Consider the following 23,138-nt stretch of genomic DNA (forward strand, 5'->3'; position numbering starts at 1 on the left):
TGCGCAAAAAGCAAAAAAAGAAGCAGAGCGCACGATACACGTGAACGCCCTGCCTTATGTTGATTCATATAAACTGCGGTTAGGAAGGCTCTTCCCTAAGCCGGGAGTACATCTGCTGCATACGCCGGTTCTGATCTTCGGCCGGAAAAAGCTGCAGCAGCTGGCGGTAAAACTCCTCATTCTGCGGATCGGCCAGCAGACAGGCGTAGAACCGGTCCTCCGCTGCCTGAAGTGCACCTCCCGATAAGCTCTCGCTGATCAGCCGAAGACTGAGCTTCTCATAGATCAGACGATACTTCTCTTCCAGGGAAATCTTCCATACATACGGCTTCCCTTGTAGTAACGGCCCCCGGTACAGGCTAAAGAGCGTCTCCAGCTGCTCTGCATCCAGACTTTGACCTATCAGCACTTGTCCCGCCAGGTGATATTGCATAACGTCATAGTTGAATGCCCCGGTATCCAGCGTATATCCCTCAGAAGTCTTTTTGATCCTCATGGGGATGCCACCTGCCTCCATGACTCTTTTCACGCGATAGATGGCCGTGTGCAGATTGCGTAGCACCCGTTCTCCATCCATATCAGGCCAGAGCAGCTCGGACAGCTTCCATTTATCCACCTCACGGTTAGGATGACAGAGCAGGTAGGCGAAGAGTTCCTCCGAGATCCGCGTAGGGAATCGGAGCAGCTGCTGCTCTTCGTTACGCACCTCCAGCCGTCCAAAGCCCGTGACGGTTGGTGCCGGAGCCGGCAGAACAGAAGCGGTGGCCGGCCGCTCCGGCGTTCTGCGGGAAGGCCGCTGTCTGGCAAGCCGGTCGTGCACCCGTTCAATTGCTTTAGGGGTAACGGGTTTTACAATGTAATCCAGGGCCTGTACATCGAAGGCTTTCAATGCATAATGCGTATGACCTGTTGTAAAAACAATGTGGGCATGCTCCGAGACCTCACGGATTCGCCGGGCCAGCTCCAGTCCGTTCATCTGCGGCATCTCTACATCCAGAAAAATAATATCCGGCTGCAGCTGGGGCAACTGATCAAGCGCCTCCGCAGGATTGGTGAACGTACCCGATATTGTGAAGCTCTCATGACGGCTGACCAGCACCTCCAGCAAATCCAGCGCTGGAATCTCGTCTTCCAAAATTACGGCAGTGTACACCTAAGCCACTCCTATGATTGAGTTTGTTTTAACGCCTAACCCTTCTGGCAAAATCCACAAACTGAAATTTGTCCAGCCGGTGCCGGGACTCGGTATATTGGAACAGCACGGTATTCTCCAGATACACATAGTTGCGCACTACGACAATATGCGTATATTGCTTCAGGTCCAGCAGGCGCTGATCCTCCCCGGTGGAGGGCTCAACGGAAATCAGCTTTTTGGCATAACTGATCTTAAGACCCAACTCAGACTCAAGGTATTCAAAAATAGAGCCTGCTGCGATCTCCTTGCTGAGGAATGGGACGATATCTGAGCGGAAATAGTCCTTGTCCAGAATAATGCGCTCGGCTTCAATCTCTCTGGCGCGGATCACCTTCCACACCGGCGTCTCTTCAGTGATGTGCAGTTGCCGGGCCAGCAGGGAGCCTGCCGGCTCCAGGACCGTCTCCTCTACCAGTGTCCGCGAGGGAACCCCGAGCGTCCCGGTCAGCTCCTGGAATGAGATCAGCCCGGTTACGGGGAAATCCAGCCGGGTCATATCCAGCACAAACGAGCCTTTGCCTTTGATCTTGTTAATATAGCCCTCACGGAACAAGAGATTCAGCGCCTTGCGCACCGTCTCCCGCGAAGTCTGGTAAGCCTCCGCCAGCTCACTCTCGGAGGGCAGCTTGGTTCCGGGCGCAAGCTGGCCGGAATGAATACGGTTGCTATATTCCGTATAAATCTGCAAAAATATATTCTCTCTCATCAATCATCACCGCCCTATATTGTAACACGGGTCACCCCTTCAGGTGAACGGTTAGAATACTTGTCTGCTTCGCGGTAGCCGGTCCGGTCCGCTCCTCAATCCGCTCCACCATCTCCTGCCCGGCAGGGATAATGATCGGAGTAATGAGCGGGTAACCGGCGGCGCGGATGGCCTCCATATCGAATTCCAGCAGAAGCTCGCCAGCCTGCACCTTGTCGCCGATTTCCTTGCGCGCCGTGAACCCTTCGCCTTTGAGCGACACGGTGTTGATCCCGACATGGATCAGCACCTGGACTCCGCTGGCATGCTCCAGAATCAGCGCATGCTTGCTCTTAATCACATGGGCCACTGTAGCATCGAAGGGAGCGTAGACCTTGCCTTCGGAAGGTTCAATGGCAATCCCTTCCCCCATCTGCTTCTCGGCAAAAGCAGGATCAGGAACCTGCTCCAGCGGCACCGCCGTTCCGCTGAGCGGCGAGGCCAGCTCCAGAATATTCACCGGCTCCTGCGAGCCTTGAACGGAGCTGCGGCTGCTTAGCTCTTTGCTTGTGTCTGACGGACCGGATACTGCCGCGCTTGCTCCAGCAGCATCTGATTTGTTCGCCGCCCGCTGCACGACTGCCCGGCCATACAGCACCGTGGCAACAAACGGCACAATCAGTACGATCGCCATCCCGACGAAGAATACGCCCCACTGGTTAGGGAAGATCGACAGGAAGCCAGGTACTCCCCCCACGCCAATGGAAGTGGCGCGGACTTGATTAACGGTCAGCAGCACTCCGGCCATCGCGGAGCCGATCATCCCGAAGATGAACGGGTAACGGTAGCGGATATTTACCCCGAAGATCGCCGGCTCGGTGACTCCGAGGAACGCCGAGACGGAAGAGGTGACGGCCAGACCTTTGGCCTTCTGCTCTTTGACCACGAATATCATGGCAAGAGCTGCGGCACCCTGGGCAATGTTGGAGAGGGCCAGCATCGGCCACAGGAATGTGCCTCCTTCGCTGCCGATTAGCTGAACGTCCACGGCCAGGAAGGTGTGATGCATTCCCGTAATAACCAGCAGCGAATAGAATCCGCCGTAGATTAAGCCGCCAAGGATGGCGAAATGATCGAAAACATAGATCAGCCCGGAGGTAATGGCATTCGCAATGCCGAACGTAACCGGTCCGATGATGGTGAAGGCCAGGAACCCTGTAATCAGCAGTGTCACTGGTGCGACCACAAGCAATTTGATCGAATCATGGACCCGCTTATCCAGGAATTTCTCAATACTGGCCAGAATATAGGCCGATACCAGGACCGGCAGGACCTGCCCCTGATAACCGATCCGCTCCAGATGCCAGCCGAACAGGTTCCAGGTTGGAACCGTCCCTTCCGTAGAAGCGTTAGCATAGCTGTAAGCACTTAATAAGTCTGGATGAACCAGAATCAACCCTAATACAATCCCGAGCAGCGGACTGCCCCCGAAGCGGGTCACTGCAGCCCAGCCGATCAGAGCCGGCAAGAAGGTAAACGCCGTGCTGGCAATCGTATTAATAATGGCGGCAATATCCTTCCACTGCGGATAGACATCCACCAGTGACTGGCTGAAGAAGATCCCAGGGCCGGTCAGCAGGTTATTGATCCCCAGCAGCAGACCCGCCGTAACGATGGCTGGAAGAATAGGGATGAAGATATCCGCCAGTGTCTTGATCGCCCGCTGAAGCGGGTTCTGCTTGCGGGCAGCAGCTGACTTCACCTCATCCTTGGAGGAGCGGGAGCCGCCGGTCAGTTGAATCATCTCGTCATATACTTTATCGACCGTGCCCGGACCGATAACAATCTGGAATTGCCCCTGGGAAGAGAATTGTCCTTTCACGAGGTCATTTGCGTCCAGCGCCGCCGCGTCCACCTTACTCTCGTCATAAAGCGAGAACCTTAGCCGGGTCACACAATGCGTCGCAACCTCAATATTCTCCTTGCCCCCAACCGCCCGGACAATAGCTTCAACATTTTTGCGGTCTATAGCCATATTGTCACTCCTCGCATAGTTGATGAATACATAGTAGCCCATCAGATTTCAACTTGTGAAAATTACTTTAACTAATCGCTTGCTAAGGGTTTGCCGCTCCCGATCAGATCAGGGGGTAAAGGGCAGGCTTAATTGCAATCTGTAATACGTTCGAAGTATATTCCCGCAATTTCGGTCTTTTGGTCTTTTCTAGTTCTGACTGATCAGCCACATATATGAGGCGTACGGGCTTAACCGCAGCTCTTGCTTGAATGCAAGATCCTCTCCCGTATTGCCGAGCAGAAGCTTGTCTTGACCCGCTGCGCTTAAGTCTGCCCACTGATGATCCGCAAGCCGGAAGGTGATCTCCTTACTGCTGAAGTTCGAGACCATCACCAGTGCCTCGCCGTCCCCCATGCGTGCATAAGCGAACACCTCGGGATGTGCTTCGTCCAGTCTGCGGTAGATGCCGTCCGTGAACACCGCATGCGCCTTGCGCAGAGCGATCAGCCTGCGGTAGTGATGGAAGATCGAATCCGGCTGATCCAGCTCTCTCTGCACATTGATGTCCGGGTAACGTTCATCCACCTTCAGCCAAGGAGTACCCGTAGTGAACCCGGCGTTCGGGCTGTCCTCCCACTGCATCGGCGTCCGGGCGTTGTCCCTTGAACGTTCCTGAAGAATCGCAAGGGCCTGCTCAGGACTTGTTCCCTGCTCACACAGAATACGGTACATATTCAGCGATTCAATATCACGGAATTCTTCGATGCTCTTCCATCGCGGATTCGGCATCCCGATTTCTTCACCCTGGTAGACATACGGTGTGCCCTGTAGTCCATGCAGTGTAGTCGCCAGCAGCTTGGCGCTCTCCTTGCGGTACGCAGTATCATCGGTGAACCGGGAGAGGGCGCGCGGCTGATCATGATTATTGAAAAATAATGCGTTCCAGCCCCCACCCTCCTGCATCCCGGTCTGCCACTCACTGAATAGCCGCTTGAGTGATTCGAAATCGTAAGGCATCAGCTCCCACTTCCGGCCGTTCGGATAATCCACCTTCAGATGATGGAAGTTGAAGGTCATCGAGAATTCCCGCTGCTCAGGGCTGGAGTAACGGATGCACTCTTCAAGCGTAGTAGAGGACATTTCTCCGACCGTGATCATTTCATGCGGGCCAAATACCTCATCATACATCGCTCTGATGAATTCATGGACACGTGGACCATCTGTGTAGAATTTCCGTCCATCTCCCGGCGGCACACTTCCGTCATCGTCCGGGAAGCGCTGGTCCTTGGAGATCAGGTTAATAACGTCCATGCGGAAGCCGTCCACACCCTTGCGGGCCCAGAACAGCATCATCTCATTGACCTCTCTGCGAACCTGCTCATTCTCCCAGTTCAGATCTGCCTGTGTCTTGTCAAACAGGGTCAGGTAATATTGGCCTGACGCCTCATCGTACTGCCAGGCGGGACCACCGAACTTCGACTGCCAATTGTTCGGTACTCCCCCGCCTGGCGCCGGGTCCTTCCAGATATAATAATCGCGGTACAGATTATCCCGGCTGGAGATCGCCTGCTTGAACCACTCATGCTCTGTCGAGGTATGGTTGACTACGATATCCGTCATGAGCTTCATTCCCCGCCGGTGCAGCTCCGCTACCAGCTCGTCGAAGTCCTCCATCGTGCCGAATTCGGGGTTAATCCGCTCATAGTCGGCCACATCGTAACCGTTATCATGTCCCGGCGAGACATAGACCGGTTGGAGCCAGACAATATCAATCCCCAGCTCCTGCAAATAATCCAGCTTCTCCGTCAGGCCTCTGATATCGCCGGTTCCGTTCCCCGTCGTATCCCTGAAACTCTTCGGATACACCTGATACACGGTAGACCGGCGCCACCATTCCGCTGTCCGGGCTTGACTCACTTGATTCAACTAAAGCACCTCCATGAAGAACTTGTTGACATACATTACACTTGTATATACAAGTTCAAACAGGGGGGAGGCTGTTATGTGAGGAGGATGCTCTCGCACAAACAGATACATTAGACCCACGCGCCGTCCCCCGGCACATTGTGTTCGGTTTTTCGCATACATTTTTCCAGCGCCCTTCGCGCGAGCACCGAATGTATGCTGTTTTTGACATACATTCGGGCCGTATGCCGCTTGCGAACACAATGTATGCTGTTTTCCACATACATTCGGGCCGTATGCCGCTTGCGAGCACAATGTATGCTGTTTTTGACATACATTCGAGTCGTATGCCGCTTTCGAGCACAATGTATGCTGTTTTTGACATACATTCGGCTCACGCGCCCCTACCTGCAAATTGTGTGCGGTTTTTCGCATACACTGGGTCCACGTACCTTCGGGCTGAGCATCCACCACTCTACCTCACAAAAAAACAGCGCCCCTCCCCGCAACCGGGGACAGAACGCTGCTTGTTAAAATGCTATTACCTCTACACTCTTCGCTTATTCGCACTACTTTTCGCTATGATTAGCTGCTTTCTGCTACTCCAAATATCCCTTAATCAGTCCCAGCGGCAGCAGCTTCGGCTGCTCGCAGGTGGTGGTCAGCTCGGCATAGCGCTTCGAATCGGAGCTGGTGTGGAAGGCGTGCATGATCTCCAGCACATGATTCGCCAGCTCGCCGTTAGCGCGCGGGGTCTCTCCGGTCCCGATGCAGCGGGCCATATCCGCCACGCCGATGCCCCGGCTGTTGCCCTCATAGCTATGGACCACCGGAATCTCCTTGAATTCGGAGCTATGCGCCGGACGCAGCAGGATCGGGCCGCCGAAGGTGTTCGGGTCCGGCACAATCAGGGTGCCCAGCGAGCCGTAGATCTCAATGCGCGGCAGCGTGCTGTGCCAGACATCGAAGCTGGTAATCATCGTGGCAACCGCACCGCTGGCGAACTGAATTGTTCCGGCCACATGCGTAGGGACTTCAACGTCCACTACCTTGCCGAACTTCTTCTCACTGGTGATTGTCCGGGTAGGGAACGAAGTCTTGGTCATGCCGCATACCGTAGTTGCTGGGCCCAGCAGAGATACCAGAGCCGTCAGATAATACGGGCCCATATCGAACATCGGGCCGCCTCCGGCCTGATAGTAGAATTCAGGGTCCGGGTGCCAGCTCTCATGCCCATGGCAGAGCATGAAGGCAGTGGCCGCTACAGGCTCACCGATGTAGCCGTCCGCGATCAGCTTGGCGCAGGTCTGCAGACCGGCTCCGAGGAAGGTGTCCGGTGCGCAGCCGATGAACAATTCTTTTTCCTTAGCCAGTTCCACCAGCTCAGTCCCATGCTCAAGCGACAGCGACAGCGGCTTTTCCACATACACATGCTTGCCTGACAGCAGCGCCTGCTTACACACATCGAAATGGTAATTAGGCGTGGTCAGATTCACGACAATCTCAATTTCGTCCGAAGCCAGCAGCTCCGCTGTCGTCCAGACATTCGGCACTCCGTATTGCTCAGCTGCCTGCTGCGCCCGCTCCAGATTTAGATCCGAACAGGCGTAGACTTCCGTATTCTTGAACGTTCCCGTCAAATTCTCGAAATAAATGCCGCTGATATTTCCGCAGCCGACAATCCCTACTTTTACTTTACGCACGCTGTCTCCCACCTTGTCCTTCGTTTATTTGGCTGCCCACAAGAAGCCCCGGCGCATCAGTTCCTTGGCCTCTGGAATATCGAACACATCCGCATGATGTCCAAGCGCGTTATAGAATACCTTGCCCTGGCCCCATTTCTTCGTGTAGACGACCGGCATCGTGATGACACCATTGGCCGAATGCTCCCCTTCACTCATAACAAAAGTAGTGGTAGCCAGTACATTCACCGCCGGATCGACGTGCAGATAATACTGCTCCGACTTCACCATAAAGTCCTGCATACCTTCCACAATCGGGCTGGAGCCGGATTTCACGATGTTCACTTCATAATCCACCCCATCGTTGAAGGGATGCGCCACCCATTGCGATCCGGTCAAAAATTGCCATTCCGTATTGGTACGGAAGGAGTCGCACATCCCGCCGTGACAGCCCGCGATGCCTACGCCGGAAGCCACAGCCGCCAGAACCGCCGAGCACTGCTCCCCCTTGATCTCACCCATGGTCCACACCGGCACGATCAGGTTCAGCGCCTTCAGTGCCTCGGCATCATTGAAGCTGTCCAGCGTATCCGAGACTTCAACCTCGAAGCCTTCATTCTTAAGAATATCCGCAAAAATCGCCGCTACCTCATTCGGTTCATGCCCGTCCCATCCGCCTTTTACAATCAATGCCTTCTTTGCCATATCAAGCTCTCCTTTTTGTCCTATTTATCCAAGTTCGGGTTATAGATTGATTAAGATCCGGTCTTCCTGAAGAAATTGTAATTCATTGCGGCCGTTCCTGCTCGTCATTTTACTTGTAGGAATGGTCATTTTTTGCTAAATTTAAGACTGCATTATGCGAGAAGCAGCAAATCACTGAAACCGCTTCCCGACGAACTGCCGGGAGGACGAGAACAGGAGTAACCATGAGAGCGTTTCACGAGAACCGGACGTATGGCTATGCGTTTCCTTTCACTGCCTTTGTAAGCCGTAATATTGATTTTTTGGCCCACTGGCACAATGATCTGGAGATTGTCTATGTGCTGGAGGGATCGATCCGGATGGGGATTAACTCCGAGACACGGGTGCTGACCGCCGGGGATCTGGCCGTATGCAGCAGCGGGGATATTCATTATTATGACAGCAAGAACAGCCAGTCCAAGCTGCTGATGGTTATTTTCAACCCTTCCCTGATCGGATATCCGGCCGGCTGGCCTCTGAATATGCGGCTGATGTCCCCTTTTCTGCATAACAGCCCATCTGCCCCGGTAGAAGGCAATCCCCGGCTGCCTGCGATTATGCAGGAGCTGCTCGAGGAGTATCTGGAGAAGCCCCCGCATCATGAACAGCTGGTGACCGGCCTGCTGCATGAGCTGTGTGCGCTGATTCTGCGGCAGATGCCGCTGGATATCGTGAATCCGCATAAGGATAAGCGGCGCATTACGAATATGAAGATTATGCAGGAAGTGCTGGAGTATCTGGATGTCCATTACATGCACCCCATCACTCTGGCCGATGCCGCCCGGCATGCCAATATGAGCCTGTTCTACTTCTCCCGCTTCTTCAAAAGCATCTCAGGCATGAGCTTCGTCGCCTACCTGAACAGCATCCGCGTCAACCAGGCGGAACGGCTGCTGCTGGGCACCGACAAAAGCATTCTGGATATCGCCCTGGAATGCGGCTTCACCAATATCCGCACCTTCAACCGGGTGTTCAAGCAGGTCAAGCTGCGGACACCGAGCGAGTTGCGTTAGCATTCCGTTGCCTCTTTTACAGAGGATTGGCGAAAGATTGGATACTTATAGGTTGTTACCGTCTCATCGGGGAATATCCAGGAATATGATGACAGTACCCTACTTCAAGGAGGCTAACCTGTTGTCCAATCCCAGCATCCCTAACATCAGCCCTACGATTACGTTAACAAGGGACGATGCCATTAACCTGCTGTTATCCTCCATTGCTATGGAAGAACTGGCACTTGCCCATATTATTAACGCCGAAGGCGAGAAGCTCCAATTTGCTTTGGGTACGCTGTCAGGAATCAGCGGTCCTCCCAGCCAAGTATGAAGACGAATTGCAACTTCTCATATTTGTAAATTATATAGAATATTACTCTATAACCAAAAGTTAAGGAAGCCGACAGGTAATAGTCGGCTTCCTTATTTATACTACTTATCATTAAAAGATAGGCCCTTATCTATTTCGTCAAAGTTCTTCGAAGAATACGATGGGTTAAGCTAAAAGAAGGAGGTTATGGTATTGTCCAACCCTAATATTCCCAACATCACCCCCACGGTTGCATTATCGAGAGATGATGTCGTCAATTTGTTATTCTCTTCCATTGCCATGGAAGAGCTTGGACTAGCCCATATCATTAACGCTGAAGGTGAGAAAATCCAGTACGCCTTGGGCACACTTCCAGGGCTCACCGGCCCTCCTGCCACACTTGCACAGTTGCTGGAGATCAATGACAGCGCCCGGTCCTTGCTGAATACGATCTCCCGCCAGGAGATGCTGCTGGATTCCAGGCTGACAACCGCCGCCAATATTCCGACACTGGTTGGACCTACTGGAGCTCCCGGTCCTACCGGAGCTGCCGGTGCTGTCACCAGCGTTAATGGACAGACCGGAGATGTCGTACTGGATGCCGAAGACGGTGTCTTCCCTATTAACAATGATGAACCTTCCGGCAGTCTGCTGAGAAGCTTCAACCAGCCCGGCGTCTACAGCTCGGCTCATGCCGATGGTAATGCCCCCCTCGACAGTCCAGATGTCCCCCATAAGGATGTGTGGACCATTTATGTCTCCCGCGTCGACAATTACGTTCAGCAGCTCTATATTTCCAATCCAGCGCTCTATTACCGCAGTAGCCAGGATGGCGGTGCCACGTATCCGCTAGGATGGATTCCCCTCGGTGAACAAGGGCCCACGGGGCCCACGGGGGCTGGTGTTACCGGATTTACCGGGATGACTGGAGAGACTGGGGCCACGGGGCTCACTGGAGAGACCGGAGCCACGGGGCTCACCGGAGAGACTGGGGCCACGGGGCTCACTGGAGAGACCGGAGCCACGGGACTTACCGGGGAGACCGGAGCCACGGGACTCACTGGGGAGACCGGAGCCACGGGGCTTACTGGAGAGACCGGAGCCACGGGACTTACCGGGGAGACTGGGGCCACGGGGCTTACCGGAGAGACCGGAGCCACGGGGCTTACCGGGGAGACCGGAGCCACGGGACTTACCGGGGAGACTGGGGCCACGGGACTCACTGGGGAGACCGGAGCCACGGGGCTTACCGGAGAGACCGGAGCCACGGGACTTACCGGGGAGACCGGAGCCACGGGACTCACTGGAGAGACCGGAGCCACGGGACTCACTGGGGAGACCGGAGCCACAGGACTCACTGGGGAGACTGGAGCCACGGGACTCACCGGCGCCACGGGACTTACCGGCGCCACGGGCTTGACGGGCGTTACCGGTGTTACCGGCTTAACGGGCGTCACTGGGCTCACCGGCGTCACTGGGCTCACCGGGGTTACTGGGGCTACCGGTACAATGCAATTCCCCAAAGTATATGTTGGCTGCAACGGTGGGCAGTTCGTATATTCCATTAATGCACTTACCAATCAAGTGATCGCTTCCTGGCCTCTTAACCAACCTGGTACGGGTTTAAGAACGGGTTATGGTGCAGCAATTGATACACTTCGTCACAAGCTTTTCTACTCGGATGGATTCAGTGTCGTCAAAGTAGATACACTGACAGATCAGATAGAAACCTATTATCCGGTAGGTGCCCAACCACGCGGCATGTCGATTAACACGATTACCAATACACTTTATGTCACAAATTGGAGTACAAACAGCGTTAACATTTGGTCTATCGACGTTGATTCAGGTACAGTAAGCACGATTACGGTTGGAACAGCGGCCAATGCACAGCCTATACAGACTGAGGTTGATCCTTTCACGAACAGGGTGTATACCTTACAAGATGCAGTACCTGCACTTACCGTTTACGATGTCAGCACCAGTGCCATTATTCAAACCATTCCATTGGCAGGCTCCAGACCTCATGGCCTTGTGGTAGACCCGTTCCGAGATAGACTTTGGATAACCTATAACGGCGCTAACTATGTTAATTCGTATGATCTCTCCACGAATACGTTTGAGACCAACATTACAATTGCAAGTAGTATCGGTAATTTATCTGCAAATCTGGTCACTAATCATTTGTTCGCCACTGGCAATGCAGTCTACGTAATTGATGGAGACAGCAGAACTGTGATCGCAACAATTAATACAGGAGGCAACTCAAATGAACTACCTGCCGTTAACCCTTATACGACCCTTATTGCAAAATATCCTGTGAATTCCGTATATGTCCCTGTTGGTCAAAGAAATTATGTGGCCTTTATCGATCAAACAACGAATACTCTAGTTTCTACAATCTTAGTGTCACAAACCCCTCTTTGGAGTGCCATAGATCCTTTTGAGGATTAAATGGGAAAATATATAACAGAAAGAGGCAACTACAGAAGTAATCAAACTTCTTAGCTGCCCCTTTTTGTTATTCATACGCCTGTCATAGCAACTTCTTCGCTTACATCTGCACCGAAACGTGAAGCCTGAATAGGCTTATATTAATCATTAATTATGTTGCTGACTCAGCAGGTATCCTGAAACAAAATCCAAATATACAGACAGGAAGTGATAAAGGAATGGCCTTTTTATCAACAGGACCCATCGAAAATAACCCAGTAAGCGGACTAAGGCCCTCTCAGCAGGTTACTGTTAAAATCGTTAACCGCAGCGTTGACTCGGCTTCCTCAATATCCATTCAGGGTTATTATTTAAACGCGGGAACAAGGGTTATGTATGTTAACGAAGTACTCCCTATTGCAGAAAATCAAGTCATTACGAAAAATTATTACGCAGATTTTAATGGTTTTGAATTTACATTTGTTGTACCTGACAATCTCGCTGACATGAATGATCCTGTTCAAGTTTCGGTATGGGGCAAGAGCAGTACAGGTCAGTTGGTAACCGCACACCGACTAGTGTCTGAAGAACTGCTTGGAGAAAATAATGGCGGTGAGGCAGGACCTACTGGATCTACAGGAGCGACGGGGCCTTCTGGAGAGCAAGGTCCACAAGGAGCGACGGGGCCTTCAGGAGAGCAAGGTCCACAAGGAGAGACAGGACCGGCCGGTTCAGGGGAAGGGACTACGGGCCATACCGGACCTACTGGCACTACCGGCGCCGGTCTTCCCGGACCTACCGGCACTACTGGCGCCGGTCTTCCCGGGCCTACCGGCACTACCGGCGCCGGTCTTCCCGGACCTACCGGCACTACTGGTGCTGGACTTCCCGGGCCTACCGGCACTACCGGTATCGGGTTCGCCGGACCTACTGGCACTACCGGGGCCGGACCAAGGGGCGTTACTGGACTCACAGGCGTTACCGGTCTCACCGGTCTCACCGGGCAGACGGGCGTGACCGGACTGACCGGTACGATGCAATACCCCAAGGTATACGCAGGCACCAACACTGGGTTCGTATATGCCATTAATGCACTTACCAATCAAGTGATCGCTTCCTGGCCTCTTAACCAGCCAGGTACAGGTACTAAAACAGGATATGGGAGTGCAGCAATTGATACGCTTCGTCACAAGCTTTTCTACTCCGATGGATTTAGCGTCGTCAAAGTAGATGAACTGACCGATCAGATAGAATCGGTTTATGTGGTAGGAAATCAACCACGAGGCATGTCCATTAACACAATTACTAATACACTTTATGTCACAAATTGGAGTACAAACAGCGTTAACATTTGGTCTATCGACGTTGATTCAGGTACAGTAAGCACAATTACGGTTGGAACAGCGGCCAATGCACAGCCTATACAGGTTAAGGTTGATCCCTTCACGAACAGGGTGTATACCTTACAAGATGTAGTACCTGCACTTACCGTTTACGATGTCAGCACCAATGCCATTATTCAAACCATTCCATTGGCAGGCTCCAGACCTCATGGCCTTGTGGTAGACCCCTTCCGAGATAGACTTTGGATAACCTATAACGGCGCTAACTATGTTAATTCGTATGATCTCTCCACGAATACGTTTGAGACCAACATTACAATTGCAAGTAGTATCGGTAATTTATCTGCAAATCTGGTCACTAATCATTTGTTCGCCACTGGCTTGTTAGTCTATGTAATCGATGGAGACAGCAGGACTGTGATCGCAACGATTAATACAGGCGGCAACTCAAATGATCTGCCTGCTGTTAACCCTTATACGACCCTCATTGGAGAGTATCCTGCGAATTCGGTATACGTCCCTGTAGGCCAAAGAAATTATGTGACCGTTATCGATCAAAAATCGAATACCCAAGTCGCTACAATCACAGTGTCACAAACCCCTCTTTGGACTGTTATAGACCCTTTTGTGAATTAAAGACAGGAAAAGGAATACTTGAGGAACATATACTCCTCACTAGGAGGATCAGGATGATATCCATTAGTTTGTGTATGATTGTCAAGAACGAGGCACTCACCCTTAACAACTGTCTGGAATCGGTCAAGGGCATCCCTGATGAGATCATCATCGTGGATACAGGCTCAACGGATCAGACCAAGGAGATCGCCAAGGCATGGACGGATCAGGTATATGACTTTCCATGGACGGATGATTTCTCCGCAGCGCGCAACGCTTCCTTTCAATATGCCACGAAGCAATACATTCTCTGGTTAGATGCGGACGATATCCTGCTGCCCGAGCAGCGGTCGAAGCTGTTACAATTGAAGGAGACGTTAGCTGATAACGTGGATGCGGTTGGCATGACCTATGAAATTCCGCAACAGATAGACCGTGGAGTGGTAAGCTACACGGTTCGTTTAAGGCTGGTAAGGCGCGACAAAAACTTCCGCTGGCAAGGCGTAGTGCATGAGGATCTTGCAACCGACCAGCTTTATCATTATCTGTCCTCTGCCATTAAGGTGACACACACGAAAACCATCAGCGGGACAGGGGCGAGTCCAGCACGGCGCAATCTGGATATCTATGAATACCATCTGGCCAGTGGTCATGAGCTTACCATCTCGGAGCGATTCCACTATGCAAGAGAGTGCCATCTGCACCATTTGTATGACCAGGCCATCGAATCCTACGAGTTATGCATGAACCACCCCGATGTCTCGCTGGAGAACCAGATCTTTGCGATGCATAAGCTTGCGACTTGTTATGTCCAGGCGGGTCAGCCGCATAAAGAGTTGGAGTTGACGCTGAAAGCACTGGCCAAGGATGTTCCCTACCCTGCCTTCAGTTGCCGGATGGGAGAACACTTCCTGAAGCAAGGCCATATTGAAGCCGCCATTCATTGGTACAACACGGCCTATCATCATCCGTTGCAGGAACGTTACAATGCTTCTGTCGTGGATACAGCCTATCAAACCTGGCTTCCCCATGAACAGTTGGCCATGTGCTATGAGCTGCTTGGCGATGCCAAGCAAGCCGGTACCCACAGGCAATGGGCCGAATTTCACAAGATGGGGATTGCGGGGAAAATCCTATAAAACCAGTATCTAATGGAATCCCACCACACGTTCGTACTTGGCAGCAATTCCTACTCCCTGCCTGTATGAACTTTTTTTCGTATTACTCTATAATTGTTACTGGCTGTCAAGCACTGGGCCATTCCTCATTACAGCAGCACCCATTGTGTTCAGTTTTCCGCATACATGTGGACAAGCCGGGAATTTCAACAGCGAATTGGGGCGCGGGACTTCGGGCGTGTATTGGGATGCACTTGAAACCAATCGAGTAGGAGGGGGCGGCAAGCCCCCGTCCTCTCACACCACCGTACATGCGGGTCCCACGTACGGCGGTTCCAAAAGGTTAACAAAGTTCCAGATAACGTGAAAGCAAACTTTTCAGCCCTTTCGCTTCCCAGTAGGAAGTGGGAAGGGCATTATTTGTGTTCCGGGACATTTCCCATGCGCCTCGCCGCGAGTTTGCCATCCTAAAACATGCCCACTCCGGAACCCCTAGAGACCGGAGTTCACGTATTCGTGTGCGCACTCGTTTCCATTGTTTCCACAGACACATTCGCAGTCTTCTCCGAATCCTTTGGTCCAGTTTTTGGAGGTGCGTCTTCGCCGAGGCTAGACGGAAATAACCGAGCCAACCCATTAGATAGCGGTTCAATCGGCTAATCCGTTCTTCCATTGAAATGGACCATGTTCTATGGGTTAGCTCTCGAATACTCTCTTTACATGCAATGAGGCTTTTCGGTGCTATTCGAATCGTTGCCTGCTTCTGGCTCAGGAAACTGAACCCTAAGAACTTTCGGTACCAAGGCCTTGCCACCGCACTTTTCTCCCGGTTCACTTTCAGTCTTAGCTTTCCTTCCACAAATCGGCTGACCGATTCCATGACCCGTTCGCCAGCTCTTTTACTCGCCACAAAGATATTACAGTCGTCCGCGTAGCGTACAAACCGCAGTCCGCGTCCGCTCAATTCCTTATCCAGATCATCCAGTAGAATGTTTGCCAAAAGCGGACTGAGCGGACCGCCTTGGGGCGTTCCCTCCCGGCTACGCTCCAGCTCTCCGTCCACCATGACTCCGGCGTTTAGATACGCGCGAATCAGTGTCAGCACTCTTTTGTCTGTCACTTTTCGCGCCACTCTTGCCATGAGCATGTCGTGATTTACCTCGTCAAAGAATTTCTTCAGATCCAAGTCCACGACCCATCTCAGACCCCTTTGGATATATCTTTGGGCTTGTTTCACTGCGTCATGTTCACTCTTTCCCGGTCGAAAGCCGTAGCTGTACCACGAGAAGTGCGCGTCAAAAATCGGGTTCATAACTTGTAAAAGGGCTTGCTGGAGAAAGCGGTCCATAACGGTCGGGATGCCTAGCAGCCGTACACCGCCTCCGGGTTTGGGGATTTCTACCCGTTTGACTGGCGCAGGTCTATAGGTACACGCAAGAAGCTCGGCTTTCACCGATTCCCAATGTATTTTCAAGTAAGCCTGTAGATTCGCTACCGTTACATTGTCCACACCGGGAGCTCCTCCGTTTTGTACCACCCGTTTGTACGCGAGCCTGAGGTTATCTCCTTCAAGCATTCGCTCCAGCAAGTTGTTCTCTGCTTTGCGAGAGGAAGGGGCGACTTGTGCCGACGAAGAACTCGGGGCTTGCGGCTCTTCGGGCGGCTTCAGCGCTTCTCTTTGCTGGCAGCTCTCTTGCGAGATATTCGGCTGTCTTTGCTCTTCATACGAACGCATCAGTTTCCTCTCTCCTTTCGGTTCAGCCCTTCTGTAAGCTGTTGCGACAGTTTACGTACTATGGCCTCTGCTGACTCCTGCTGGTTCAGCGCAGCCTCTCGGCTACGATTACAAGTTTTTTTCATGCATTTCCGGCAGGCCTCCCCAGATAAGAACGCCATCTTTCCGCCCGCGACCACTGGAGTTTACCGCGTCAATCCTTGGCGGCTTTGGATTTTATCATGATTTGGTGACTCATCCTACTGATACAGCCTCAAATCCAGTTCGTGTACCTTGGCCCGTACTTTTGCCTCCGGCTTCCTTCAGATTCCATCTCGCGATGGACACCTTTGCCCTTGGCTAACGGTAGGCGCTCGTCAGCTCCCGTTCAGGACTTTCACCCTAGAGATGACGCCTATGCTGGGCGTACAAAGTTAAGGAAGCCAACAAGTAATAGTCGGCTTCCTTATTTATACTACTTATCATTAAAAGATAGGCCCTTATCTATTTCGTCAAAGTTCTTCGAAGAATACGATGGGTTAAGCTAAAAGAAGGAGGTTATGGTATTGTCCAACCCTAATATTCCCAACATCACCCCCACGGTTGCATTATCGAGAGATGATGTCGTCAATTTGTTATTCTCTTCCATTGCCATGGAAGAGCTTGGACTAGCCCATATCATTAACGCTGAAGGTGAGAAAATCCAGTACGCCTTGGGCACACTTCCAGGGCTCACCGGCCCTCCTGCCACACTTGCACAGTTGCTGGAGATCAATGACAGCGCCCGGTCCTTGCTGAATACGATCTCCCGCCAGGAGATGCTGCTGGATTCCAGGCTGACAACCGCCGCCAATATTCCGACACTGGTTGGACCTACTGGAGCTCCCGGTCCTACCGGAGCTGCCGGTGCTGTCACCAGCGTTAATGGACAGACCGGAGATGTCGTACTGGATGCCGAAGACGGTGTCTTCCCTATTAACAATGATGAACCTTCCGGCAGTCTGCTGAGAAGCTTCAACCAGCCCGGCGTCTACAGCTCGGCTCATGCCGATGGTAATGCCCCCCTCGACAGTCCAGATGTCCCCCATAAGGATGTGTGGACCATTTATGTCTCCCGCGTCGACAATTACGTTCAGCAGCTCTATATTTCCAATCCAGCGCTCTATTACCGCAGTAGCCAGGATGGCGGTGCCACGTATCCGCTAGGATGGATTCCCCTCGGTGAACAAGGGCCCACGGGGCCCACGGGGGCTGGTGTTACCGGATTTACCGGGATGACTGGAGAGACTGGGGCCACGGGGCTCACTGGAGAGACCGGAGCCACGGGGCTCACCGGAGAGACTGGGGCCACGGGGCTCACTGGAGAGACCGGAGCCACGGGACTTACCGGGGAGACCGGAGCCACGGGACTCACTGGGGAGACCGGAGCCACGGGGCTTACTGGAGAGACCGGAGCCACGGGACTTACCGGGGAGACTGGGGCCACGGGGCTTACCGGAGAGACCGGAGCCACGGGGCTTACCGGGGAGACCGGAGCCACGGGACTTACCGGGGAGACTGGGGCCACGGGACTCACTGGGGAGACCGGAGCCACGGGGCTTACCGGAGAGACCGGAGCCACGGGACTTACCGGGGAGACCGGAGCCACGGGACTCACTGGAGAGACCGGAGCCACGGGACTCACCGGCGTTACTGGCTTGACGGGCATGACCGGGCTTACCGGACTTACCGGCGTTACTGGTCTGACAGGTGTCACCGGACTCACTGGTGTTACTGGCTTGACGGGCATGACCGGGCCTACTGGTACCTTTTCATCAGCTTATGCCGTTGGCTTTGCAGATTCTTCAAGTGCCGTTACTCTGGCTCCAAATGATAAAATAAATTTCAACGTACAGCCTGAGTTACTTGGTATTGCATGGGAACCCGGGACACAAACTTTTAAAGTTGATACGGCTGGAGTCTATCTTGTGTTATGTACTGTTTCTGTGGCAACGGGTCAGTCAGGAGTGTTTGAGTACATGAGAGGACCTGCACCATCAGCTGTAACCAGGTCAATCGATTATGCCAATACCTCTGGTTCTATTACTCTGCTTGAGGTTTTCCCCCTAAACGCTAATGACAAAATTGCCATCAGAAATGGCGGTAATAACTCTATTACCATGCTAACCGGCACTATCAACAATAGACGTCCAAATTATGCAAATATCACTATCGTCAAAATCTCCTAATCCTCCCATGTAAAAAATATAAGAGACAACGACAGAAGTAATCAAACTTCTCCAGCTGTCTCTTTTTGTTATACATACACTGGTTAAAGTAACTTCTGCCCTTAACTCTGCACCGAATCGTGAAGCCTGAATAGGCTTATATAAATCATTAATTATGCTGTTGACTCAGCATGTATCCTGAAAAAAATCCAAATATACAGACAGGAAGTGATAAAGGAATGACCTTTTTATCAACAGGACCAATCGAAAACAACCCGGTGAACGGAATGAGGCCCACTCAACAAGTTACTGTTAAAATCGTTAACAACAGCGTTAGCTCGGCTTCCTCAATATCCATTCAGGGTTATTATCTAAATGCGGGAACAAGGGTCTTGTACGTTAACGAAGTACTCCCTATTGCAGTAAATCAAGTCATTACGAGGAATTTTTACGCAGATTTTAATGGTTTTGAATTTACGTTTGTTACCTCTGATTCTCCCGCTGATGTGAATGATCCTGTTCAAGTATCGGTATGGGGCAAGAGCAGTACAGGTCAACTGGTGACCGCACACCGGCTGGTGTCTGAAGAACTGCTTGGAGAACATAATGGCGGGGGAGCAGGGGCTACTGGACCGACCGGAGCCGCAGGAGCGACAGGACCTGCTGGAGAACAAGGCCCCCCTGGTGTTACCGGACCGACCGGTTCAGGCGCAGGGGCAACCGGAACTACAGGAACCACGGGGCCTCCCGGTGTAACAGGACCAACCGGTCCAGGGGTTGGGGCAACGGGTGGTACTGGTTCTACAGGAGTTACCGGGGCTACCGGTGTTACTGGTGTTACCGGAGCTACTAGTGCTACCGGGGCTACTGGGCCTACCGGTGTTACCGGAGCTACTGGCGCTACCGGGGCTACTAGTGCTACCGGAGCTACCGGAGCTACCGGAGCTACTAGTGCTACCGGGGCTACTGGGCCTACCGGTGTTACCGGTGTTACCGGAGCTACTGGTGCTACCGGAGCTACTAGTGCTACCGGGGCTACTGGTGCTACCGGTGTTACCGGAGCTACCGGAGCTACCGGGGCTACTGGCGCTACTGGCGTTACTGGCGTTACTGGCGTTACCGGACTTACTGGTGTTACCGGACTTACTGGTGTTACCGGGCTCACGGGCGTCACCGGAGTTACCGGAGCTACCGGCATATTATCCTCTGATTTTTTATTCGCGAACATTTCTATAGGTTCTACTGCAATTGCTGGCACAGGCACCGTACCTTTTGATATACCTGCAGCAAATCTAGGAAGCAATATTACTCTTTCTACTACAGGAGCAACTCAAGGGCAAATTACTCTTAACGGCAATCATGCTTATTATGCAATATATTCTGTGGCAACAGTTGCAAATAATACTTCTTTTCAATTCTATAGAGATTTAACAACTCCAATTCCCGGTACCCAAACAGTAGCCGTCAGTAACACCAATTCCAATCACACTTCCTCAGTAATTGTTAATTTAATAGGTGCACCAAGTGCCATTCTAACTGTTGAAAGCTTAACCAGTAACGTAGTAGTGAAGCAAAATTCCGCTGAAGTTACAGTATTCATGTTAATTTAACCGAAATTGGATTTATTACTTGTTCAATTGTATATTTTTACACCGGCGCTCTTACTCGGCAGAAAATTCCACTTTCTACCGAGTACGGGCTTTTTTATTTGTTTTAAAACAGAAATCTGCTCATACAATATACCTTGCCATTTCACCGCAAACTAACTACAATACACTTATTACAAGTCTTTTAATAACATCATTAGAATTATCCGGAAGGAGAACCCCGCTATGGCCCAGCCGTCTCATAACACACAACTGGTCAAGAAAATCAACGTAGAGCTGGTGAAAAATGCGTTGCGCACCTCCGGCACCGGCACCAAAGCATCCGTCGCAGGACAGACACGGCTAAGCGTGGCTACCTGTGGCACCATTCTGAATGAACTGGTCCAGACCGGTGAAATTCTGGAGCTGGGCTGGGAGGAATCCAGCGGCGGCAGACCGGCAAGGAAATATCAGTTCAATGCAGATTACTCTTCTATTATCTGTATGATTGTGCGTGCAGAGGGCGGCCGGCAATCCATTACCTGTGCGCTTGCCAATCTGAACGGTGAAATCATAGAGGAAGCCGTTAAGGATTATGACGAGATTACTCCAGATACCCTCGGAGAGTGGCTGGATGAGATGATTGCGGACCGTCTGAATGTGCAGGCAATCGGCATCGGCATTCCGGGGGTAGTACAGCAGGACCGGATAGGAATCTGCGATGTCCCCGCGCTTGCAGAGCAGCCGCTCGGACTTTTTCTGAAGGAACGCTATGAAGAGGTAGAGATCATCATTGAGAATGATATGAATCTGACGGTGTACGGCTTGTACCAGAAGCTTCTCCTGGACGAAGAGAGTCATTTTGCCGTGCTGACCTTCCCCAAGAATCATTACCCGGGGGCCGGCTTCATGGTGAACGGACGTTTGCTTAACGGCAACAGCTTTTTTAGCGGCGAGGTCTCTTACCTGCCTTACGGTATCCCCCGAGAAGAACAGCTTCGGCTGCTCCAGGGTGCAGGCGATCCCAGCAAGCTGGCCGTACATGCACTGGTGTCGATCATCAGCATCATCAACCCGTCCACCATTGTTATCACAGGCGATAATATCTTGCCGGAGATGCTGGAAGATCTGCGCAGCGGATGCCTGGACATTATTCCGCCCGAACATATGCCTGAGCTTATTATTCAGCGGGATACCCGGCAAGAGTACATGAGCGGACTAATTACCACAACCACGGAAAGCCTGAATTACCGGTTCCACCTGGTTGAACGAAAGTAAGACAAATCTATTTTATTATCATCCAGGAGGCTATTTACTATGAAAGCTCAATCCGGCAATTCCGCCAGCGCACCAGGCAACAAACGTAACACCGTCTATATCATGCAGCTCGTGACAATCTTTCTGGGCTTTGTCGTCTTTGGCATCTCAGAGAATATCAAAGGGCCCGCCATTCCGCGGATTCAGCTCTCGTTCAATCTGGATGAAGGCCAGCTCGGCACCCTGCTCTCGCTGAACGCGCTGGGTTATCTGATCGCCTGCTCCTTCACCGCTGTGCTTGTCCGCAAATGGGGGATCAAGGCGGTCACTATTATTTCGTTCGCCTCGATGGTGATCTCGGGCGTGCTGATCTTCCTGTCGCACAGCTATCCGCTGTTTGCCTCCTCTTACTTCCTGATGTACATAGGGAACGGGATGCTTGAGATTGGGCTGGCGATTCTGGGGGCACGTATTTTCGTCAAAAACACGGGGATGATGATGAACTTATCCCACTTCTTCTATGGATTAAGCTCAACCGTGGCGCCGCTGCTCGCTACCGGAGTCATGTCGATGAGCGTGTTTGGACATCTGCTGGACTGGCGGGGGATGTATCTGGTCATGCTGTCGCTCTGTCTGCTGCCGATTCTCTCGGCGCTGCGCAGCACATTTCCCGGAGATGATCTTCCGCAGGAGGACCGCACCTCCTTCCGCACTCTGACGCGTGATCCTGCACTCTGGATGATGGTGATGATTCTGTCCTTCGGCGTGGTCTCGGAGCTGGCAGTGGGCGGCTGGCTGGTTAACTTTCTGGAAAAAGCCTATGCCTGGGACACCATCCGGGCTTCCGGCCTGCTCTCTGCTTTCTTCCTTGTATTCTCTCTCGGGCGGCTCGTGCTCGGCGCACTGACGGACCGAATCGGCTTCGTCCTCTCGCTGATCATCTTCTCCTGCTTCTCGGCGGTCTGTACCTTCACCGCCTTGGCAGGCGGGGAACGTCTCGCCTTCCTGTTCGCATTGTCCGGGGCGGGAATCGCTATTATCTATCCCACCGTTATGGCCTTCATCGCCCGCCGGTACCCGAACGGAAGCGACACCGCCATTACCTTCGTCGTGACCCTGATGGGCCTCGGCAGCGTCATCGGCAACTACATTATCGGCTGGGTCATTGAGGCCGTCAAAGCATTTTACGGCTCCACTACTGAGCTCGGCCTGCTGCGCGGACTCCAGGCGGGGTACGGGTTCATCGGCTTATGCGCCGCCGTCTGTTCCCTGTCGGGCATCTTGCTGTATGTGTATTTGAAGCGGCGGCGGGAATTGATCTGAGAGATTGGA

At 52.5% G+C, this 23,138-nt stretch carries 15 protein-coding genes and 1 pseudogene; 9 read left to right on the top strand and 7 right to left on the bottom strand.

All coding sequences use genetic code 11. From position 1 onward, the window contains the following. Positions 1–79 precede the first annotated feature (79 nt). The 6 genes from MKX51_RS21235 to MKX51_RS21260 all read right to left on the bottom strand — a co-directional run bounded on the left by MKX51_RS21235 (position 80) and on the right by MKX51_RS21260 (position 8,189). The gene (locus MKX51_RS21235; RefSeq protein ID WP_340993742.1) at positions 80–1,153 is read right to left on the bottom strand and encodes a response regulator; all 1,074 of its coding nucleotides are present in this window, start codon (positions 1,151–1,153) and stop codon (positions 80–82) included. Between the two features lie 28 nt (positions 1,154–1,181). Next, positions 1,182–1,901: a trehalose operon repressor gene (gene treR / locus MKX51_RS21240; protein WP_340939196.1), complete on the bottom strand. Its 720-nt coding sequence runs from the start codon at positions 1,899–1,901 to the stop codon at positions 1,182–1,184. A 31-nt stretch (positions 1,902–1,932) separates the two neighbouring features. Beyond that, entirely contained in the window at positions 1,933–3,915 is a 1,983-nt protein-coding gene (treP, locus tag MKX51_RS21245) for a PTS system trehalose-specific EIIBC component (RefSeq protein ID WP_340993743.1), read from the bottom strand. Positions 3,916–4,104: 189 nt separating this feature from the next. Further along, positions 4,105–5,823, bottom strand: a complete 1,719-nt coding sequence (gene treC, locus MKX51_RS21250; RefSeq protein WP_445322024.1) for an alpha,alpha-phosphotrehalase — start codon at positions 5,821–5,823, stop codon at positions 4,105–4,107. A gap of 578 nt (positions 5,824–6,401) precedes the next feature. Beyond that, entirely contained in the window at positions 6,402–7,505 is a 1,104-nt protein-coding gene (locus MKX51_RS21255; RefSeq protein WP_340993744.1) for a Gfo/Idh/MocA family protein, read from the bottom strand. Between the two features lie 24 nt (positions 7,506–7,529). Further along, positions 7,530–8,189: a ThuA domain-containing protein gene (locus MKX51_RS21260; protein ID WP_076084364.1), complete on the bottom strand. Its 660-nt coding sequence runs from the start codon at positions 8,187–8,189 to the stop codon at positions 7,530–7,532. A gap of 224 nt (positions 8,190–8,413) precedes the next feature. Between MKX51_RS21260 and MKX51_RS21265 the strand changes: the two genes are divergently transcribed. The 5 genes and pseudogenes from MKX51_RS21265 (at position 8,414) to MKX51_RS21285 (ending at position 15,063) form a co-directional block, all read left to right on the top strand. Further along, the gene (locus tag MKX51_RS21265) at positions 8,414–9,241 is read left to right on the top strand and encodes an AraC family transcriptional regulator (RefSeq protein ID WP_340993745.1); all 828 of its coding nucleotides are present in this window, start codon (positions 8,414–8,416) and stop codon (positions 9,239–9,241) included. A gap of 121 nt (positions 9,242–9,362) precedes the next feature. After that, positions 9,363–9,551 (top strand): annotated as a pseudogene (locus tag MKX51_RS21270) (hypothetical protein); the annotation flags it as partial. Between the two features lie 195 nt (positions 9,552–9,746). Further along, positions 9,747–11,987: a hypothetical protein gene (locus MKX51_RS33240; RefSeq protein ID WP_445322025.1), complete on the top strand. Its 2,241-nt coding sequence runs from the start codon at positions 9,747–9,749 to the stop codon at positions 11,985–11,987. A 218-nt stretch (positions 11,988–12,205) separates the two neighbouring features. Continuing rightward, positions 12,206–13,945, top strand: coding sequence for a hypothetical protein (locus MKX51_RS21280; protein WP_340993747.1), 1,740 nt, complete (start codon positions 12,206–12,208; stop codon positions 13,943–13,945). A 53-nt stretch (positions 13,946–13,998) separates the two neighbouring features. Beyond that, positions 13,999–15,063, top strand: coding sequence for a tetratricopeptide repeat-containing glycosyltransferase family 2 protein (locus MKX51_RS21285; protein WP_340993748.1), 1,065 nt, complete (start codon positions 13,999–14,001; stop codon positions 15,061–15,063). A gap of 322 nt (positions 15,064–15,385) precedes the next feature. On the opposite strand, the gene ltrA is transcribed toward MKX51_RS21285, so the two are convergent. Then, complete coding sequence (ltrA, locus tag MKX51_RS21290) at positions 15,386–16,777, bottom strand: group II intron reverse transcriptase/maturase (RefSeq protein WP_340993749.1); 1,392 nt, start codon at positions 16,775–16,777, stop codon at positions 15,386–15,388. 545 nt (positions 16,778–17,322) lie between these two features. On the opposite strand from ltrA, the gene MKX51_RS21295 reads away from it, so the two are divergent. The 4 genes from MKX51_RS21295 to MKX51_RS21310 all read left to right on the top strand — a co-directional run bounded on the left by MKX51_RS21295 (position 17,323) and on the right by MKX51_RS21310 (position 23,129). After that, positions 17,323–18,984 carry a collagen-like protein gene (locus MKX51_RS21295; RefSeq protein ID WP_340993750.1) on the top strand — a complete coding sequence of 554 codons (1,662 nt, stop codon included), beginning with the start codon at positions 17,323–17,325 and terminating at the stop codon, positions 18,982–18,984. A 485-nt stretch (positions 18,985–19,469) separates the two neighbouring features. Continuing rightward, positions 19,470–20,573: a hypothetical protein gene (locus tag MKX51_RS21300; RefSeq protein ID WP_340993751.1), complete on the top strand. Its 1,104-nt coding sequence runs from the start codon at positions 19,470–19,472 to the stop codon at positions 20,571–20,573. A gap of 222 nt (positions 20,574–20,795) precedes the next feature. Further along, positions 20,796–21,827: an ROK family protein gene (locus tag MKX51_RS21305; RefSeq protein WP_340993752.1), complete on the top strand. Its 1,032-nt coding sequence runs from the start codon at positions 20,796–20,798 to the stop codon at positions 21,825–21,827. Positions 21,828–21,866: 39 nt separating this feature from the next. After that, positions 21,867–23,129: an MFS transporter gene (locus MKX51_RS21310; protein WP_340993753.1), complete on the top strand. Its 1,263-nt coding sequence runs from the start codon at positions 21,867–21,869 to the stop codon at positions 23,127–23,129. Positions 23,130–23,138: the final 9 nt, after the last annotated feature.

The sequence above is a fragment of the Paenibacillus sp. FSL M7-0420 genome, assembly GCF_038002345.1.
Lineage (GTDB): Bacteria > Bacillota > Bacilli > Paenibacillales > Paenibacillaceae > Paenibacillus_AQ.

Excerpts from the sequence above, each read along its gene's own strand:
- treR (WP_340939196.1), bottom strand. The coding sequence starts at position 1,901 with ATGAGAGAGAATATATTTTTGCAGATTTATACGGAATATAGCAACCGT.
- MKX51_RS21265 (WP_340993745.1), top strand. The coding sequence starts at position 8,414 with ATGAGAGCGTTTCACGAGAACCGGACGTATGGCTATGCGTTTCCTTTC.
- ltrA (WP_340993749.1), bottom strand. The coding sequence starts at position 16,777 with ATGCGTTCGTATGAAGAGCAAAGACAGCCGAATATCTCGCAAGAGAGC.
- MKX51_RS21305 (WP_340993752.1), top strand. The coding sequence starts at position 20,796 with ATGGCCCAGCCGTCTCATAACACACAACTGGTCAAGAAAATCAACGTA.
- MKX51_RS21260 (WP_076084364.1), bottom strand. The coding sequence starts at position 8,189 with ATGGCAAAGAAGGCATTGATTGTAAAAGGCGGATGGGACGGGCATGAA.
- MKX51_RS21285 (WP_340993748.1), top strand. The coding sequence starts at position 13,999 with ATGATATCCATTAGTTTGTGTATGATTGTCAAGAACGAGGCACTCACC.
- MKX51_RS21280 (WP_340993747.1), top strand. The coding sequence starts at position 12,206 with ATGGCCTTTTTATCAACAGGACCCATCGAAAATAACCCAGTAAGCGGA.
- MKX51_RS21310 (WP_340993753.1), top strand. The coding sequence starts at position 21,867 with ATGAAAGCTCAATCCGGCAATTCCGCCAGCGCACCAGGCAACAAACGT.
- treP (WP_340993743.1), bottom strand. The coding sequence starts at position 3,915 with ATGGCTATAGACCGCAAAAATGTTGAAGCTATTGTCCGGGCGGTTGGG.